14 protein-coding genes, 2 pseudogenes and 1 other annotated feature are annotated in these 18,087 nt (G+C 62.0%); of the genes and pseudogenes, 8 read left to right on the top strand and 8 right to left on the bottom strand.

What is annotated here, in order from left to right; translation table 11 throughout:
• Positions 1–70: 70 nt before the first annotated feature.
• Positions 71–349, bottom strand: coding sequence for an HU family DNA-binding protein (locus H3V53_RS39305; RefSeq protein ID WP_336602429.1), 279 nt, complete (start codon positions 347–349; stop codon positions 71–73).
• A 266-nt stretch (positions 350–615) separates the two neighbouring features.
• Here H3V53_RS39305 and H3V53_RS39300 point away from each other — a divergent pair, with 266 nt between their 5' ends.
• Together H3V53_RS39300 and H3V53_RS39295 are read left to right on the top strand one after the other, a co-directional pair.
• A complete protein-coding gene (locus H3V53_RS39300) occupies positions 616–1,053 on the top strand; it encodes an SET domain-containing protein (RefSeq protein WP_419539731.1) in 438 nt (145 codons plus the stop codon).
• Between the two features lie 431 nt (positions 1,054–1,484).
• Positions 1,485–1,623: pseudogene (locus tag H3V53_RS39295) on the top strand (IS6 family transposase); the annotation flags it as partial.
• A 99-nt stretch (positions 1,624–1,722) separates the two neighbouring features.
• Here the strand turns inward: H3V53_RS39295 and H3V53_RS39290 are convergent.
• Positions 1,723–2,286, bottom strand: coding sequence for a PqiC family protein (locus H3V53_RS39290; RefSeq protein WP_336602428.1), 564 nt, complete (start codon positions 2,284–2,286; stop codon positions 1,723–1,725).
• Positions 2,287–2,774: 488 nt separating this feature from the next.
• Between H3V53_RS39290 and H3V53_RS39285 the strand changes: the two genes are divergently transcribed.
• Entirely contained in the window at positions 2,775–3,467 is a 693-nt protein-coding gene (locus H3V53_RS39285; RefSeq protein ID WP_336602427.1) for a DUF3313 domain-containing protein, read from the top strand.
• Positions 3,468–3,611: 144 nt separating this feature from the next.
• Here the strand turns inward: H3V53_RS39285 and H3V53_RS39280 are convergent.
• Both H3V53_RS39280 and H3V53_RS39275 read right to left on the bottom strand, forming a co-directional pair.
• Positions 3,612–4,163: pseudogene (locus H3V53_RS39280) on the bottom strand (transposase family protein); the annotation flags it as partial.
• Positions 3,767–3,883 (bottom strand) — a sequence feature (AL1L pseudoknot). It overlaps the preceding pseudogene by 117 nt.
• A gap of 144 nt (positions 4,164–4,307) precedes the next feature.
• Positions 4,308–4,946: a hypothetical protein gene (locus H3V53_RS39275; protein ID WP_336602426.1), complete on the bottom strand. Its 639-nt coding sequence runs from the start codon at positions 4,944–4,946 to the stop codon at positions 4,308–4,310.
• Between the two features lie 1,793 nt (positions 4,947–6,739).
• Here H3V53_RS39275 and H3V53_RS39270 point away from each other — a divergent pair.
• The 5 genes from H3V53_RS39270 to H3V53_RS39250 all read left to right on the top strand — a co-directional run bounded on the left by H3V53_RS39270 (position 6,740) and on the right by H3V53_RS39250 (position 11,629).
• On the top strand, positions 6,740–7,876 hold the full coding sequence (locus H3V53_RS39270; RefSeq protein ID WP_336602425.1) for an ABC transporter permease: 1,137 nt from the start codon (positions 6,740–6,742) through the stop codon (positions 7,874–7,876).
• A 14-nt stretch (positions 7,877–7,890) separates the two neighbouring features.
• Positions 7,891–8,580, top strand: a complete 690-nt coding sequence (locus tag H3V53_RS39265) for an ABC transporter ATP-binding protein (RefSeq protein WP_336602424.1) — start codon at positions 7,891–7,893, stop codon at positions 8,578–8,580.
• Positions 8,577–9,662, top strand: a complete 1,086-nt coding sequence (locus H3V53_RS39260; protein ID WP_336602423.1) for an HlyD family secretion protein — start codon at positions 8,577–8,579, stop codon at positions 9,660–9,662. Before H3V53_RS39265 ends, H3V53_RS39260 begins: the two co-directional genes overlap by 4 nt.
• The gene (locus H3V53_RS39255) at positions 9,640–11,121 is read left to right on the top strand and encodes an efflux transporter outer membrane subunit (protein WP_336602422.1); all 1,482 of its coding nucleotides are present in this window, start codon (positions 9,640–9,642) and stop codon (positions 11,119–11,121) included. The genes H3V53_RS39260 and H3V53_RS39255 overlap by 23 nt, the downstream gene beginning before the upstream one ends.
• 232 nt (positions 11,122–11,353) lie before the next feature.
• A complete protein-coding gene (locus tag H3V53_RS39250) occupies positions 11,354–11,629 on the top strand; it encodes a DUF1488 family protein (RefSeq protein WP_054920013.1) in 276 nt (91 codons plus the stop codon).
• Positions 11,630–12,030: 401 nt separating this feature from the next.
• Here the strand turns inward: H3V53_RS39250 and H3V53_RS39245 are convergent, their stop codons facing one another.
• The 4 genes from H3V53_RS39245 to groL form a co-directional block, all read right to left on the bottom strand.
• Positions 12,031–14,448 (bottom strand): exo-beta-N-acetylmuramidase NamZ domain-containing protein, encoded by a 2,418-nt coding sequence (locus H3V53_RS39245; RefSeq protein ID WP_419539730.1) that lies wholly within the window; start codon positions 14,446–14,448, stop codon positions 12,031–12,033.
• On the bottom strand, positions 14,403–15,665 hold the full coding sequence (locus H3V53_RS39240) for a putative glycoside hydrolase (protein WP_336602420.1): 1,263 nt from the start codon (positions 15,663–15,665) through the stop codon (positions 14,403–14,405). The genes H3V53_RS39245 and H3V53_RS39240 overlap by 46 nt, the downstream gene beginning before the upstream one ends.
• The gene (locus H3V53_RS39235; protein WP_336602419.1) at positions 15,662–16,540 is read right to left on the bottom strand and encodes a polysaccharide deacetylase family protein; all 879 of its coding nucleotides are present in this window, start codon (positions 16,538–16,540) and stop codon (positions 15,662–15,664) included. Before H3V53_RS39235 ends, H3V53_RS39240 begins: the two co-directional genes overlap by 4 nt.
• Positions 16,537–18,087, bottom strand: a 1,551-nt coding sequence (groL, locus tag H3V53_RS39230; protein ID WP_336602418.1) for a chaperonin GroEL, incomplete at its 5' end; no start/stop codon positions are given. The genes H3V53_RS39235 and groL, both read right to left, overlap by 4 nt.

Here is an 18,087-nt window from a genome sequence, read left to right as displayed (position 1 = left end):
AGAATCGTCAGGACCGTCGCGGCGCGCGGGGAAACGGGCATGTCGCGCCGGCTTTCCTGCGCCCGCCACGCTAGGCCCCGTTGACGGCCTCCTTGAACGATTTACCTGCAGTGAACTTCACGGTTTTCGCGGCCGGGATCTTAATGGTTTCGCCCGTCCAGGGATTGCGTCCGGTGCGCTCCGAACGGGCGCCCGTCGAAAACGATCCGAAGCCGATCAGTTGCACGGTCTCGCCGCGCGTGACGGCGGATGTAACCGCCTCGAGAATCGCGTCAAGGGCTTCGCCTGTGCTGGCCTTGCTTTCGCCCGTGCTGGCAGCGACTGCGTCGATAAGCTCCTGCCTGTTCATTCAATTTCCTTTCAGGGATGGCCGCGGGACGCGACGAAGCACACACCTTGGCGCAGACGGAGCGACTTCGGCGACGCGCGGGAGCGAATCGCTGGTCCGAATGACGCCCCTTCCCTGCTCGCCGGGGTTCTGGCGGAGCCGGTTCGGGACTGATATGCGCCTGACAGTTAGTTGCGCATTGCCCTAACCAACATGGCGAGTGCCGCTGTATGATCCGGCTACACCGGTGCCGTCTGCCCCGGGTGCCTAATAAAGGAAACGACACCATGCGCCGCGCGCGACGCATTTCGGCGCGACATTCGCCCGTGCACGGCACGGGGCTGTTTGCCCTCCAGCCTTTCAGGTCGGGCGAGCGCCTCATTGAGTACAAGGGAGAAGTCACCGGTTGGCGACGCGCGGCCGCGCGTCAGCGATCGGATGCCGGGCACACGTTTGTTTTTGGCCTCTCGGACGGACGGGTCATTGACGGCAGTCGGGGTGGCAACAGCGCGCGGTTCCTCAATCACGCTTGCGAACCCAACTGCGAGGCCATCGAGGTGGGCGATCGTGTGTTCATTCACGCGCTCTTCGCATCGACGCCGGGAATGAACTGTTTATCGACTACGGCCTTGTCGTTGATTGGCGAGGTCACCGAGGAGCTTCGGGCGCAGTACGCATGTCATTGCGGGCGCGTCCGCCTGCCGTCGGTCAATGATTCGCGGTAGTGCCACGTCACTGTGAGGGGGCGAACTCCGGCGCGCGCGATGACGTACGAATGCCTCGCTCTCTGCCATTCGAACGCGTGACACCATGGTGTGAACGACTGTCAGTGGATGCCTCATGTCGACCCACTCCCGTCAGATAACTTTCTCCGAACCGGTCAGTCAGCCAAATCTAAGTTTTGCGAAGTGGAGTGCCGATAAGCGGCCGTTGGCGACCTCGCCCGATCGGCCAACAGCGGCCACTCGTCGAAGGTAGGAAGCTGCCATTTGAATGCCTCCTCCGGTCCCAAAGCTGCCCGATGGCCGGGAGCGAGCAGTCGGCGTTAGCCAGCTCCCGCCCGATAGATGCCGTGCGCCTGCCGCCTGTTGCTTTGCCATTGAGGCAGTTATCGCGGCGCGAGCGTGGACTCGATCATCAATACTCTTCCAGGCTGACAAAGGCCGCGGCGCGGTGGTACTTCGAAAAGTCAATCACGTAAAACGGGAACCGAGACGGTCACAATCGATAAAAGCTGTGCGAACCAGGCCGCGCTCAATGCTCTCAACGCGGAGCGGGAAACACCGATCAAAATTACTGCGCACTTGATGTGGTCGGCGCACGAGATCGCCGCCGCACATCCTCGTCTAGCCGGTAGTCCGGGTAATCTGGCGGTGGAACTGTAGCGCTGTTTTCTATGAGCGCGTACGCAACGTATTCTGGTGATCCATTGCGTCAAACACTCGATCGACACGCTGCGGCTTCTTCTTGATTGCAGACACGATCGCTTCTGCCATATCGACACAGACTGCACCGAGCGCCTGACTCTGGGCATCGACTAGCGCGTCATAACCACTGACGTCCACTCGTTGTATGACGAGGGATCGCCCATTGAGAACGCGTTTGGAATCTGGTATGAGGATTGACCATCCCACGACAAGCACTGCCCCGGATCCGGGCGCCGAGTCGAAAGTCTGAACATTGATGGCGATTCTCACCGTCGGCCGGTCAGTAGGCTGTAGAATCGTGGACACTCGAGCATCAACAAAAAGGCGTTGCATGTCTACTGCAACGACATTCGCTATCTGGACTTTCAATGGCTCGCTCCATCGGGCAGCTTCCGCGACGCGAAGTTGCGACGGGTTGATGCGAAGCACGAGTTGTGGCCGGTCGACCACTTCTGGAATGGTTACATAGTCGACGACAATAGCAAGCGGAATTCCAGGATCGAGGCTTTGAGGTGTTTGTACAGAGTTCAACCTATAGACGCTTCTGAAAAGGTCGTTCGCACACCCGGTTGCCGACAGCAAAAGCAGTATTCCAACAATGCATCCGCAAAAGCGCTTCACATCGACCTCCGCCCTTTCATCAGCCTTCGAAAGGCACGTCAGACTCGTACATTGCTCACACCGAAAGAGACATTCTGTATGTCTTCGAAGAGAACCTGCATGTCTGAAAAAGCATGTCGTGAGTGTTTAATGGCAAACAAAGCCCAACGACCGCTACGGAATGCAATTGGATAGTTATCCCATGTAACTCTAATTAAAAAAAGAATAGCACGTGCAAGTCACGTCCTACTCAGTGACTTTACTTGACACAAATCAATCTGATCATCTCATGCCCCGCTAGCCTGTCATACAAGGTTCGCACCAGGCAGTCGTAACTTGCTGGTGGACCGGAGCGTAGGTCCAGTTTCGCACGGATGCGACTTGCGCAATTTCTACCACCGACGAGCGAAGGTGTGACGATGCGAAATATAACGTTTTCTGTGCCGTCTGCGATAGCAGTCGCGGCTGTATTCGTTGCCGGATGCGCAAGCAACAATACACCGACGAAATCCGAGTACTCGGGATTTCTCGGCGACTATTCTAATCTGCAGCAAACGCAGGACGCCAAAGGAGAGACATTCCTCAGGTACATCAATCCGAAGTTGAATCCGACCAATTACAGCGCCGTCATTGTCGAACCGATCTCAATGTATCCGAAAGCTGAACCGACGGAACAACTGAGTCAGACAACGATTGATCAGGTGCGCAACTACGCCACCACTTGTCTGACGCAGGCAATGGCTTCAAAGGTCCGTGTCGTCGAGGCGCCCGGCCCAGGTGTGCTTCGGTTGCAGGTCGCCATCACGGGCGTTGCAAGCACGGCACAGGGGCTCAAGCCTTACCAGGTTGTGCCCATGGCTTTTGTCGCCACGATGGCGGTCAACTCTATAGCAGGTGCACCGCAGCAGGCGAAGCTGCTGATCGAGGCCCGCGGGACGGACAGCGTGTCAGGCGACGTCCTCGCCAAAGTGGTACGCACCCGTACGGGAGAGAAACTGGGGCGGGTCGCATCAAACGAACCGGTGATCACCTTCCAAGCGGTCAAGCCGATCATGGACGACTGGTGTGACACGGTTTCCAAATCCGTAGCGCAATACATCAAGCCTCGATAGCCACGGAAACGACCGACCTGCCTCCCGCTCGTTCGGGTGAATGCAATCAAACGGCGTGGTGCTCCATGTGGATTTATCGTGTCGACGAACCGCGCCTTGGCGCGGTTCGGATGCGTGAATGGAGGCGCCGCGCCCGCCACGCCATCGCTCTTCTGGCTTCCAGACTTTATCCGCTCCGTAGACCGTATGTTCGCTTGCCAGACACGCTGGAGCTCAGGTCGCAGGCATTCATCGCGTATCGCACGAGCGCAGCGGCGCGACGGATCGCGAAGCTGCGCAGCACGGTGCCGGTAGCCCGACGGGGCAATCCGCAAAACCTCGCAGATCGGCTCGGCCCCGAAGGTGTCGCGACGCTGATCGATAAAGGCCTTCAGGACTTCAGACGGCGGTCGAGCTCCGCCTGGGCTAAAAACGCACTCGCCAGTTTCAGAATCTCATTGGCGCGGCGAAGTTTTTTGACTTCGCGCTCCAGCGCTTTAAGACGTTCGCGTTTCGACGTGCTCACGCCCTCGCGCTCGCCGCAATCGACTTCCTCCCGTTCGATCCACCCCAGCAATGTCTGGCTCGTGCAGCCGATCTTGGTGCGACGGATTCGATCGCTTCCCACTGTGACGGATACTCGCCCCGATGCTGCTCTTGCACCATGCGCACTGCGCGTTCCCGGACGTCAGTAGAAAATTTGTTCGACTTGTTCATGGCTCCATTTTCTCAAGAATTGGGGCCTCCACCAAATCCGGGGCGGTTCATTGCTGAGGCTTCTCTGTAGGGCATGACAACAACGCTTGATCAACGCTTAACCGGGTTTTCTGTTCCACTGCGCCTCAGACCCCATCATCGGCGCTATTGGCAGGTCACATTCACATTGGAGATGTCGCCGTCCGGGACGGTGCCGCTGCCGTTCGTCACTACGCAGGTGCGCGTTGGTGGGATTGGTTGCGCCGAGACCGTCACCGAATAAGCGTCACCGTATCGCACCTTCGTGGGAAAGTTGAAACTGCCGTTAGCTGCGAGAGCGAGGGAATTCGCGCCATTGTTTTGCAGCGTGACGGTCGTACCCGGTGCGAGGCCATTCAGGGTGCCGCCCAAAGTATGACTGTTTGGAGTACAGACGACGTTAACATTTGCGTCGGCTGGGCCGTAGCCGCTTCCGTCCTGGTGGTAGATAGTGCATGACTGCCCGACCGGCTGGGTCAGAACCGTGACGCTAAAGTTGCGGGAGCTGTCCACCGTATTGTTAAACGAAAATCCTCCGTTGTTGCTCAGCGTCAGATTGTCGGTGCCGTTGTCTTGAAGGGTAACCGAACTGTTGGCGAGAAGCCCGGAAAGGCTGCCACCGACCGTATAGCAAGTGCCCTCGTCCAGACAGTCGGAACCACCTCCGCACGAAGACAATGTCAGTGCGATCGCAGCGGCAGCCAGATACGGGCGACGATGAAACAGCTGATGCGCGCTTTCGGCTGAGGAGTAAGCGGAGTTCATCTAGATCAACCTTACGGGTGCAAAAAAGGTCTAGTTTGCGGCGTCGCGTATCGCGTGTGTCGGCGCTCGACGATCAAAATAAGGTCGGGCGGGGAACCAACCGCGCTGCACCGGAACGATGACGACCTATGTTCACACCGGGCAGGACCACCGTCGGCGGCCATGGCGGCTGTGTCAAACCTCACGCTTCAATCGAGGCTTGTCGAAGCTGCGCAGTCGAGAACAGGGCACAACACTTCAGTCGTCATTCCCAGCATCGTTTGACAGCCCGCGTGTGGAGCGCAGTCGTGAAAGTTCGGCGTATTGCGCAGATCGCGAGAGCGGCTGGCTTACTCAGCAACCCGCGAATAAATTATTACCACATCATTACGAAGGCTATGCTTCGCATCCCTCCCCAACAACCGGGCAAACCCGAGCGTGCGCTGCAGCAAACAAAAAGCTGTCGCTGTGCTGGCCCTAAGTCCATCCTGCACGATGTTGTAAACCTGCGCATTTCGCGATCCATACGCCACCCGAACGGGCCGGGCCTGAAGGGTGGTTTCTGATGTGCAATGAGTCGCCATCCGGGGCCACAAGCGACCCGACGTCACGAACCGCGAGTGAATGACCACTGCACCCTAGAATCGGACGGCCAAGTGGGGCTTGGTCCGACGTCCGTAGTGGGTCGGGTTTCGTCAATCCGCTCTTCAAATTCGTAGCCGGAAAGCGGCCACTGAAAATCGGCTTCCCGGAAGCCGCCAGTCGCCAGTGAGTACTCCCGACCCGAAACAGCCACTCGACCTGATCGGGAGGCTATGGCTGGTCAAAAAACTAGAACGGCCATTCGCTCGGCGTCCAGGATGGCACGTTGTTGGTCTTTGCCGACGGCGATCGCCCCACGACGGCCACGGAACGAGGTGGACGGGCTCTTCGGCCATTTTCACGGTAGAGTTGGGCAAACACGGATCATTGGTTGGCTATGCGGAGAACGGAGGCGATGCCCTCCTGCATTCTTATCGACGCGGCTGGATTAGCTAAGTTCGGCCCGTGAGTGCTCGACCACGTGGCTCCAATTTCGCTCGTTCGGCAGCGTTACACAGCAACCCGGGCATCCGGTATCCATGTCTGTTCGCGCGGTTGCTGAAACGTGGCATCGCGACGCGTGTTGCCGCGCGTCCGGTGCGGTAACCGTAGTTCGGTATCGACTCTAGAGCGCGATCCCTGCTGTCGTTTTGCGTCAAGACTTCGGTACACGCTCGCGTGTGCGTGGCGCAGGGCCGTGCGCTACAACGACCGTTGACTCAGGTCAATCCTGCGCCCGCGCGAGCATTGAATATAGAGACGTGCGTGGCGTACACGCCAACAACGGCTTGGGCGCAAGGCCATCGGAAAACGGCAAGCGGAACAGAGTCGGTCACTTGTGAGCGGGTACTGGTTGCCCAGGCTGCTCGCGAAGCCGACGCGTTCGTTGCGCGGCCGGAGACAGATCTGATCGATCTTGCAGGGTTGCATCGTCAAGCAACCGATGCATTTGGGCGATGCGGTCCAGGAATGGAACGGAGCGCTGATAGACGTTGCCGCGCAGCCGTCGCTGGCTGGGCGGGCTCGCGTCCCGAGGAGTTCGTCGCCGTGCCTCATTGTCCGGCTGCCCCGGGTTGCTCTTGCGGGACGCCGAGCCCGAGCATGAGCCAGCGAAGAACGCTTGACGCGGACGTGCATCATGCCTCCCCAGCAACACGGGATCGTGCTCAATCTCACGACGGGAGATGGACGATGAAGCATCGCATCGCCAGTTGCGGTCGGGCAGCTAAGAAATGAGAGGCATCCTGCGTCTCGCCTTCAAGCTGCTCGTCAACGACAGCGCCAAATTCACCGCGCTGATCGTCGGCATTACGTTCGCGGTCTTCCTGATGATCGAAATGACATCGCTCTTCGCCGGCATCCTCAACAAGTCTTCATCCACGGTGATCAACATTGGCGCGAAGATGTGGATCATGGACCCGGCCGTTCAGACCATCGCCAGCAGCATCGGGATGCCGGACTACGTGCTCGACGCCGTGCGCAGCATCGATGGGGTCAAGTACGCAGTACCGCTTTATTCCGGCGTCGCCCTTGTCAGGCTGCGCGACGGCACGTATCAGGCGGTGACGGTGATTGGCCTCGACGACGCGAGCCTGTTCGGCTGGCCGAAAATGAAGGCGGGGCGCATCGAGGATATTTACGCGGAGCACGGCTTCGTCGCGATCGACGACGCGGAGTTCGTGAAGCTGCACAAGCCCACCATCGGCACCGATTTCGAGCTCAACGATCATCGGGGCGTTGTCGTGGGCATCGCGACCGTGGCGAGCAGCGGACTGTTCGGCACGCCTACGCTCTACACGACTTATAAGCGCGCCGTCGAATACATCCCGTCGACGCGTTACACCACTTCCTACATTCTTGTCGAGCCAAAATCCCCAGCCGACGTCGCGCATATCAAGCAGGTGGTTGCGTCGCTCGGCTATGTCGCTTACACGAAGAACGAATTCATGCGGCGTATCGCCCGCTTCTACAAGTACGAGACGGGGCTTGGTACCAACATTCTGCTGATGACGGCAATCAGTTTCATTGTTGGGTTATCGATTTCCGGGCAGACGTTTTACACATTCATTCTCGAGAACCTCGAAAAATTCGGCGCGTTGAAGGCGATCGGCGCGAAGGGGCACGAACTCGTCGCCATGATCCTGTTTCAGGCGACCTTTACCGCGCTGACGGGATACGGACTCGGTGTCGGCCTGTGCGCGGCGTCGATCAGCCTGGTCCGCCTGCGCATCGCCGACTATGCGGCGATGATCACCTTTGGTAATCTCGCGCTCGCCTTTGCGATGGTGGTGGTGATTGCTGCCTCGTCCAGCTATCTCGGCGTGCGTCGCGTGCTGCGCATCGAGCCGTTCGACATCTTCAGGGGGTAGCCGTGGAGGCGGGAATGGCAATCGAGGCGCGTGGCCTCAACAAGTGGTTTGGGGAAGATGACGCCCGAACGCAGGCGTTGTCCGATGTCACGATGCAGGCCCGCTTCGGAGAAATGCTGCTGATCGTCGGTCCTTCGGGTAGCGGCAAGACCACGTTGCTGAGCGTGATCTCGGGCATTTTGCGCCCGGACGCGGGCAGTGTTGCGATCGACGGTGTCGACCTCTGGCAATTGCATGACGATGCCATCGCCGATTTCAGGCTCAACCGGATCGGCTTCGTCTTTCAGGACTATCACCTGTTTCCGCGCCTGACGACGGCGGAGAACGTCGCGATTCCGCTTATCCTCAAGCGCCGCGACTGGAACGAATCCGTCGCCGAAGCACTCAGGTGGCTGGACGTCGTCGGTCTCAGGAACCGGGCGGCATTGCCACCTGTGAAGCTATCGGGGGGCGAACAGCAGCGGGTGGCCATTGCGCGCGCAATCGTGAGCCAGCCGGATATCCTGATTCTCGACGAGCCGACGGCGTCGCTGGACGGCGACACGGGCCGCTCAATCATCGATTTCGTCAAGCACAAGGTGCTCAACGAGCATCGCTGCATCGTCATCGTGACGCATGACAGCCGGATTTTCGATTACGCCGACCGCGTCATGCATATGGAGGACGGCAGACTCAAGACGATCGATGCGGGAGGCGGGAAGTGAAACAGAGGCTCCTGTTTCTCGCCGCTCTGCTTGGATTTCTTGGGAGCGTGGTGGCGGCATGGGTGTATGGCATCCAGCAGCCACCACAGCCACCCGTTTTCGATCCCGCATCCAACCCTTATGCCCACGGCGTGTATGCGACGGGAATCGTCGAAAGCGATCAGCCGGCAGGCGCGAACATCAATGTGTACCCGGACGTATCGGGTGCCGCGACAAACGTGCTCGTTCACGATGGCGACACGGTGCAACGTGGACAACCACTCTTGACGATCGACGATAGCGTCCAGCGCGCCACGGTGGCGCAGCTTGCCGCACAAGCCGACGCGGCGCAATCGATTCTCGATGAACTGCGGGCGCAGCCGCGTCCAGAAGCCCTCCACGTGGCGAGTGCCCAGGTCGGTGCGGCCTCTGCGAACCTGAAGATGGCGCAGGACCAGTTCGACAAGCAAAGGCGCGCTTACGACATCGATCCGAAAGCCGTGAGCCGGGATACGCTCGATAACGCGGCGAATGCCGTCGCGGTTGCCCGCGCGAATCTCGAGGTGGTCAATCGTCAATATGCATTGACGCGCGCGGGCGCATGGTCATTCGACGTTCGCAATCAGGAACGTCAGGTCGAAGCATTGCGCAAGGCGGCGGAAGCCGCGACGGCGCAACTGGAACGGTACACGTTGCGCGCTCCCGCGGACGGTATGGTGCTCTCGGTCAACGCGGCGCCCGGGGCCTATCTGTCGCCGCAGGGCGTGTACGACACCTATGCGCAGGGTAGCGCACCCGTGCTTGTTCTCGGCACGCCGCCCGGAAAACTGGCCGTGCGCTGTTACGTCGACGAGATACTCATCAACCGTCTGCCCGATACGGAAGCACTCAAGGCGACGATGTTCATACGCGGCACGTCGGTGCGGGCGGACCTGCAATTCATGCGCGTCCAGCCGTATGTCACGCCAAAGATCCAGCTCACGGACCAGCGCACCGAACGTGTCGATGTGCGCGTGCTGCCAGTACTCTTTCGGGTTGTGCCGCAGAACGGCACGCATCTTTTCCCGGGGCAGATCGTCGATGTGTACATCTCGGCCCGCTGACCGTCGGCACAGGCGTGAGCGTCTGCACGGACTCGTGCGCATCGCGCTGGCACCGTTGCTCGTCATGTCGACGTCGTGCGCGGTCGGGCCTGACTTTTCGCGTCCGGCCACGCCTACCGTTGACAAATATGTTCAGGTGGACCGGCAGAGTTTCGCGGCGCCTGCCGGGGTGCAAACGCTGTCACCCGCGGTATCCGTGCGCGATGACTGGTGGACTTCGTTCGGTTGCACTGCGATCGACCGCGCCGTCGACGAAACGCTGACGGGCAATGCGACGCTCGAAGGCGGGCAGGCGAGCTTGCGGCGCAGCGACGATCTGCTGCGTGCGGGCGCAGGCGTGTTCTATCCGCAGGTGGATGCACAGGCGGGTGCATCGCGTCAGCGCTACTCCCCGCTGCGTATAGGCGTGGACGCGGCTCCGTCCATTTTCAATCTGTTCACGCTGTCGGCCACCGTCAGTTATACGCTCGATATCTGGGGCGGCGAGCGCCGCCAGGTGGAAGCGCTCGCCGCGCAGGCGGACGCCCAGCGCTATGCGCTCGCCGCGACCTACCTGACGCTGGCGTCGAATGTCGTCAATACGATGATCGCCCGGGCGGCCTATAGCGACGAGATCGTCGCCACGCGCGAGATGATCGATCTGTTGCGCGAGCAGATTCACATCACGGAAGTACAGGTGGCAGCGGGCGCCGGCGCATGGTCGGCGGTCCTGTCGCTGCAGAACGAGATGGCTACCCTCGAAGCATCGGTGCCGGGGCTCGAGCAAAAGCGTGCTGAGTCCGAGCATCTGCTTGCATTGCTGGCGGGCATGTTCCCAAGGGACTGGAGCGCGCCACCTTTGTCGCTTCAGGATATCGCGTTGCCCGCGGTATTGCCGCAAACCCTGCCGTCGTCGCTGGTGAGGCGCCGTCCGGATATCCTGCAGGCGGAGGCGGTGCTGCACGTCGCGAGCGCGAACATCGGCGTCGCGACGGCGGCGCTCTTCCCGCAGATCACGCTGTCGGCGTCCGGCGGTCTGGATAGCACCGTGCTGCATTCGCTCGGTAACGCAAGCGGCCAGGTATGGAGCGTCGCCGCCGGTGTCACGGCACCCATATTTCATGGAGGCGCGCTGTGGTTTCAGCGTCGCGCTGCGATCGACGCATACGCGGAATCACAGGCCGGTTATCGGCAGGTCGTGCTGGCAGCGTTCGCCCAGGTTGCCGATGCGCTTCGCGCGCTGGAACACGACGCGCAGACCGTCGAGGCGCAAACGCGGGCGGTGCAGTCCGCGGCCGACGCGCTGCGGCTGATCAAAGCGTCGTACCGCGCAGGGACAGTCGGGTATCTGCAGATTCTGATCGCAGACGGACAGTATCACCAGGCGCGGATCGCATGGCTGCAGGCCACCGCGCAGCGCCTGCAGGATACGGTTGCGCTGTATGCGGCGCTCGGTGGCGGGCTCGTTCCGGAATCGTGAATGTACGGTGTACCGCCCCCCGGCGATGGAGCGATGACCCGTGCCATTCAGGGGCCATGCCCGGCGAGGTGAGCCGGGACGCCAGACAATTAACCCGGGCGTTGCATGACGTTTGCATGCAGACGGCGGGTTGATGTACATCAACCGGAAACGTGCGCGGTCCGATAGCCTGAAAAGGCAACGCGGTCGAAGCGGTCAACTGTGCGGCATTTCTGACCATCGGATAGTGGCTATGAAGATTTCCTTTCCTTCCTGCGCGCCCGAATACTGCGCGCCTGATCTTGCACTGACGTTTCGTGCACTCGTCGATGATCGTCCCGTGGAGTGTTCGATTACGGCGGAAGCGCTCGAAGATCACTTCGGCGCGCGCTCGCCGCGAGAGGAGGACCTGGTGCGTGCTTTCATGGCGCACCGCGCGGATATCGAGCTTGCCGCGCAACGCCTGCTGAATGCGGTTGACGGCAAACCCGTGACATTGCATAGCGGCTATTTCCGCTTTTGCAACTGAGCGGCGCTCTACGCGACGGCCCGCGCAACCTCGGACTGCATGAAATCGAGCACGGAGTGCCATAAACCGATGCAGGAGAGGGTTCAAAGCGCCACGGCTGTGTCGAGCGCGAAAGTGCGCCGCTGTTCTTCGTGCGTGTTTCGACGGCGGTTTCGGCAACACCAAGCTGTCTTCCGTGGCTGCCTATCGAGCGGATATCAAAGGGCGGTGCGTGCTCGTATGCGCACGACGATCTGCGCAGCCATTGGCCGAAGGCGTTTGCGCCGTCCGTGCGAACGCTCCACGGTGCCAGGGGCTGAAGCCCGCCCGCGCGCACATCACCCGGTTCCCCCCGCGAGCGCGCGAGCCGCGCGTCGCCGTGCATCGATGAGGCCATACCACATGTTCAGCTCCATCGACTGTCAGTAGCGCAGATAGCGTTGCCGGACTGGCCGGAACGCATCTGCTTCGCGAGTCATCGCGCTCCGGAGCGCCAAAGGTGCGTCGCCGCGCCCGATTGCCTGCCATGTTGCGCCCGAGCCGATCGCATCGCGCGTCGCTGCGAAATCGAAAACCTGTGGATACAGCGCGTGCAGGGTTGCGACGAGCGACACACCAAGGCGGCCCGGCATCCGTTGGGATTGCGTTGCCACGATGCGGACGCCGTGGCAGAGCTGGCCGCGATACGTGGACTCGGTCGGCACGAAATCGACGGGTCCGAAGCGGGCCTCGTCAAGCACACCGTTCAGAGCGGCAGCGAGTTTCGCGCCGTCGATCCATGGCGCGCCGATCCATTCGAACGGATGAGGCGTGCCGCGTCCCACGCTCACATCTGTGCCTTCGAGTAGCGCGACATCCGGATAAAGATCGAGCGCGGGCAGGGTGCGAAGGTTGGGCGAAATGGGCAGCCAGCCGAGACCCGTATCGGCGAAGTGCATGGAACGCAAGTAGCCTTCCATCGGCACGATGCGCAGGTCTGCGCCGATATGGCGTGCGTCGTTGAACAGGCCTGCGAGTTCGCCAATCGTCATGCCGTGTTGCAGCGGCAACGGGAAATAGCCCGTGAAGCTTTCATGCCCGGCGTCCAGCGCCGGCCCGCCGAAGCGGTCCGCGCCCAGCGGATTGGGCCGGTCGAGTACGATCAGCGGAATATGCGCGGCGGCGGTCGCTTCGAGCGCGTAGCCCAGCGTCGTCTCGTACGTAAAGAAGCGCACGCCGGCGTCCTGCAGGTCGAACACGAGCGCGTCGAGGCCGTCGAGCGCGCCGGGCGGAAAGCGTTTCGTCTTTCCATACAGGCTATGCACGACGAGGCCGCTCGATCCATCGATGCTGTCGCCTACTGCTTCGTCTGCGTCGATGTCGAGTCCGTGTTCGGGTGAAAAAAGCCTGACCAGTGTGACAGCCGGCGCGTGCAGCAGCACATCGACTGTGCGCTGACCGTGCGCGTCGAAACCGGTGCGATTCGTGACGAGACCGATCCGCATGCCCGCAAGCATGCCGAACTGTCGTGCGGCGAGCACGTCGATGCCCGTGCGCACGGGACCAGCTGCAACAGGCGGGCGCGCAGCCTGTTCGAGCGCATGGTGCGAATCCGGCAGTGCGACGGCGATTTGCTGCGGCGACACTGGCCCGACACCGCTCGACAGCAATGCGAGCGTCTGCGCACGCAACGCGGCGGCGTCGCCGCCATTTATCGCATGAACGCGGTTCGTCAACACGATCAGAAAGCGCCGTGTCACAAAGTCGATCCAAAGCGCAGTTCCCGTGAAGCCGGCGTGGCCGATGGCGCCGATGGGCGGCAGACGGTATCGATTGGCAACGAGCGGCGCGTCGAGTTCCCAGCCCAGGCCTCGCCATGGCGGCGAGGCGTCAGCCGTGAGCGGCACCGCCATCCGATCGATGCTTTCTTCACGGAGAATGCGAGCGCGATGGAATCTGGTACGCGCCGCACCGTCGGTGTCCGCAAGCCCGCCGCGCAGCAGCATGCGTGCGAAGCGCGCCAAATCGGCCGCCGTGGAAAAAAGGCCCGCATTGCCCGCGACGCCTCCGAGCGCACTCGCGAGAGGATCATGAACGCGTCCCTGGCGCATGCCGTGTGGATCGGGCGTCGTCGGTGCGGCGCGCGCGGCACGCGCGGGATTGGGTGTGAAGCCGGTGTCCGTCATGCCCAGGGGCGCGAATATGAACTTGCGGCAATACGCGTCGAACGGCATACCCGAGACGCGCGCGACGAGCACGCCGAGTACGACGAAGTTGACGTCGCTATAGAGGATGCGCGCGTCCGGCGCAGCGACAGGCGAGATACCGGCGATGTTGCTCAGGAGCGCCGCCGGCGTTGCGCGATGCGATGCTTGTCCGAGACCGGGCGGTTCGGCGGGCAAGCCGGACGTATGGGTCAGCAGTTGTTGCACCGTGATCTGCGCCTTGCCGTGCGCGCCGAATGCGGGCCAGTAACGGGCGACAGGTGCGGCGAGGGCCAGCTTGCCGCGCTCGGCGAGTTGCATGACAGCAGTCGTCGTTGCCACGACCTTGGTCAGCGACGCGAGATCGAACACGGTGTCGGCCGTCATCGGCTCGATGCGTGGACGCAGCATGCGGTTGCCGACAACCCATTGCGCTGATATTCCGTCGACCGTGCCGGCGAGGATGACCGCTCCTGGAATGCGGCCGTCGGCAATCTCACCCGATGCGATCTGCAAAAGCACGGCGCGCGCCGGCTCGTCGAACAGCGGCGCATCGGCTCGTGCAGGGGCGGCAGCCGCCCACGCGATCCACGCAAACGCAACCAGTGACCTCAGTGCGGTAATTGCGCAGGATCGTAACGATTGCGGGGATTCCATAACATCCACCCATCCGTATGCTCGGCATCGGCGGCATCGATCTGCGCGCGAATCTCGTCCGCATCGAAGTCGCGGTGATCGAACGCGTAGTCGCGAAAGGCCTGCAGCCACGGGCGAAACCGCACCCCCGGCAGCCCGGTCCGACGCTGCGCTTCAGCGAGCGAGCGGCGCACGATCTGTCCCGGATCGGCAGTCGGCTTCGTGCATCCGGGCAACCCCCAGGTGAAGCCGGACGGATAGAGCATCGGCGAAATATAGTCGAGCGGCGCGCCGAGCGTTTCGAGTTGCTGGCCAATCGCAGTGTCGTCGAGATTCCAGCATACGTAGCCGAAAATATCGGCGGCAACGAAAACGTTGTAGGGCGCGAGCCGTGCCCGCGCGGCCTCTAAAAACCCCGCGATGGCGGCCGTGCGATTTGCTCTCGTATTCGGTTCGCTGAACACCAGTCCCGGTGCGTCCGGAAAGCGCACGTAATCAAACTGGATTTCGTCGAAACCGAGGCGCGCTGCTTCTTCCGCGACGTCGAGATTGTGCGTCCAGACTTCCCGGCGGAACGGATCGACCCATTGCAGCTTTTCCCGATCCCGCCAGACGTCACCCTGGGCGTTCCGAACGGCCCATTCGGGATGAGCGCTGGCGAGCGGGTCGTCCTTGAATACGACGATACGCGCGATCAGATACAGGCCTTCCTGATGCAGAGTCTGCAGCAGCGCGGCCATGTCGCGGACAAGGGGTGCGGGCGTTGGCGCATTCGCCGCCGCCCCCGCCATTTCACGCGCTTCGCTCGGATACGAAGTCAGGCCGCGGTCGCCTTTTGCGTCGATCACAAGGGTGTTGATACCGTTCGTTTCCTTGAGGGCAACGGCCGCGTTGCGCAGGCTCGCCGTCGCCACGCCATAGGTGGACAGATAGACGCCTCGGGCGCGAAACGGTGTCAGCGCGACGATCAGCGGCTCGCCGGAAGTGGCGGTGACGGCTGTCGAGCGGTAGCCGGGCGCACGCGCTGCGACAACCCGGACACGGTCGGCGCTGACAAAGGCGCCGTTGACGTCGGCATACTGAGGTTTGCCGTCTAGCGTCACTGTAGCGTGCGGTATTGGCCGATGCGTCGCCTCGTCGACGACCACACCCTGCACCTCGAACGCCGCGCGTGTTGGCGAGATGCCGATGCAGACGAGTAGCGTGGCGCAGAACAGAAGGATGCGCGCGCTCTTCATCGGCGAACCTCCGCTGCCTGATCCGCTGGTGTCGCGGGCTCGCCGAGCAGGCGGCCGAGTATGCGCGGCGTGACGTCATCGACCATCAGGAAGCGGGGCAGCGCCATCAGCGGCGAAGAGCGGCTCACGCGTTGCGCATTCAGCGTGAACGCCGCCATATAGCCGAGCCTGCTCGCAATGCGCATCAGGTCGTCGTCGTACACGCCGAAAGGCCAGGCGAGCATATCGACGTGTTCTCCGAGTCTCGACTCGATCAGTTCGCGCGAATGTTGCAACTGCATGCTGGCGAAACGCTCGAATTCGGCCGGCGCCAGGCGCCGCCGCTCGACGTGAAGGTTCGGATGCCACCAGGTGTGCGATTGAACGTCGAACAGTCCTGTGCCCCGCAAGGTCCGCAATTGTTCCCAGGTCAGCGCATACGATGCGTTCGAGATTGCAGATGGATAGACGAACAGCGTGATGGGCAGCTGCTCGCGTTGCGCAATCGGCAGCAGCCTTTGGTAGACCGACGCATGGCCGTCATCGACGGTCAGCGCGACAGCCTTGCGCGGCAGCGTCGCGGCAGGATTGCGCAGCCATGTCACGATCGCGCGCAACGGTACGATTTCGTACCCGTGCTCTTTCAGGAAACGAATCTGCGCTTCGAAGGTCGCGACGCGCACGGTCATCGAATCGTCGGCCGTATCCGAGAAGCGGTGATAGACCAGAATCGCCACGGCCGAAACGGTCTCAGGCGTGCCCTGCACTGCGAACGCCGTGGGCGAGGCCAGCAGCGATAGCGTCATCGTCGCGATCGCGACCAGCAGGACAATCGCAGTGCCGCGGTATGTCGCAAATGACCCCTCCCGCTGACGTGCGCGAACGTGGACGCTCATGCGAGGTCCCGCTGCCAGTCACCACGCGCGGCAACGCTGGCGTGATGCTTCGGCGGGCGCACGATCATGCAGTCGGTGGTGAGCAGCAGCGATGCTACAGAAATGGCGTTCTGCAATGCGGTGCGCGCCACCTTGACGGGGTCGACGATCCCTCGCGCGATCATGTCGCCGTAGTCGCCGTGGGCGGCATCGTAGCCGAACGCGTCGTCGGCCTGTGCGACGGCGTGCACGACGGCCTGGGCATCAGCACCGGCGTTTTGCGCGATCTGGCGCAGCGGCGAGGCGAGCGCTTCGTACACGATTCTGGCGCCGAGTTTCTGCGGCTGCGTGTCGCCGTGATGTTCGAGAACCCTGCGCGCGCGCAGCAAGGCAACGCCGCCGCCCGGCACGAAACCTTCCTCGACGGCGGCACGCGTCGAATGCAGCGCGTCTTCGAAGCGGTTCTTGCGTTCGCGCAGCGCGGTTTCGGTCGCGGCGCCGACGCGGATCACGGCGACACCGCCCGAGAGTCGCGCGAGCCGCCGGCTGAGCGTGTCGCGTTCGTGCGCATCCGCCGTGGCGTCGATGCGCTTTTTCAGGCCGGCGATGCGTTCCGCCATGCGTGCATGCTCCACGTTCCCGGCGACGATGGTTGTCGCCTCGCGCGTGATTTCGACGCGCCGCGCGGTGCCGAGGTCATCGATCGTGGCGTTCTCCAGCGTGCGTCCCGTCTGTGCGGAAATGACCGTGGCGCCCGTCAGGGCAGCGAGGTCAGCCAGCTGCTCGGTGCGGTTCTGCCCGAAGCCTGGCGAGCGGATCGCGCATGACTTGAAGGTGCCGCGCAGATAATTGACAACCAGCGTCGCGAGCGCTTCGCCTTCGATCTCGTTCGCGATGACGAAGAGGGGTTTGCTGGTTGCCATGACGGCTTCAAGTACAGGTAACAACTGCGCGATCGACGAGATGTTCATGTCGCACAGCAGCACCTTGGGTTCATCGAGCACCACCTCACGCCGGTCTTCGTCGAGAAAGAGAGGAGAGACGAGACCGCGGTCCAGCAACGTGCCGTCAACCGTTTCGAGTTCGTCGTCGAGCTTCGAACCGTCCTCGATACTGATTGCCCCTTCCTTGCCGACACGGGCAACGGCGTTCGCCACGAGCGTACCGATACTCGCATCGCCGCTTGCAGAAATCGTCGCGATCTGCCGCATTTCATCGGCGGAGGCGCATGGACGCGCGAGTCTGTGCAATTCAGCGATGACCAGCTTCCCCGCATCTTCGATGGCGCGTTTGATCGCCATCGGATCGTGGCCTGCCGTGACGCATTTGTTTCCCTCGACCATGATGGCCTGCGCAAGCGTGGTGGCCGTCGTCGTGCCGTCGCCGGCGACTTCGCTGGTGCGCGTGGCAACCTCGCGCAGCAATTGCGCGCCCATTTCCTCATAGGGATCGGTCAGGTCGACCGCCCCAGCCACGACCACGCCCGAATTAGCGACGAGCGGGGCACCGGGCACGCGCTCGACGATCACATTGCGGCCACCGGGGCCAAGCGTGACCTTGACTGCTTC

Origin of the sequence: Paraburkholderia bengalensis, from assembly GCF_037126505.1 — a bacterium.
Taxonomy (GTDB): domain Bacteria; phylum Pseudomonadota; class Gammaproteobacteria; order Burkholderiales; family Burkholderiaceae; genus Paraburkholderia; species Paraburkholderia bengalensis.
This window is presented reverse-complemented; position numbering and strand designations above follow the sequence as displayed.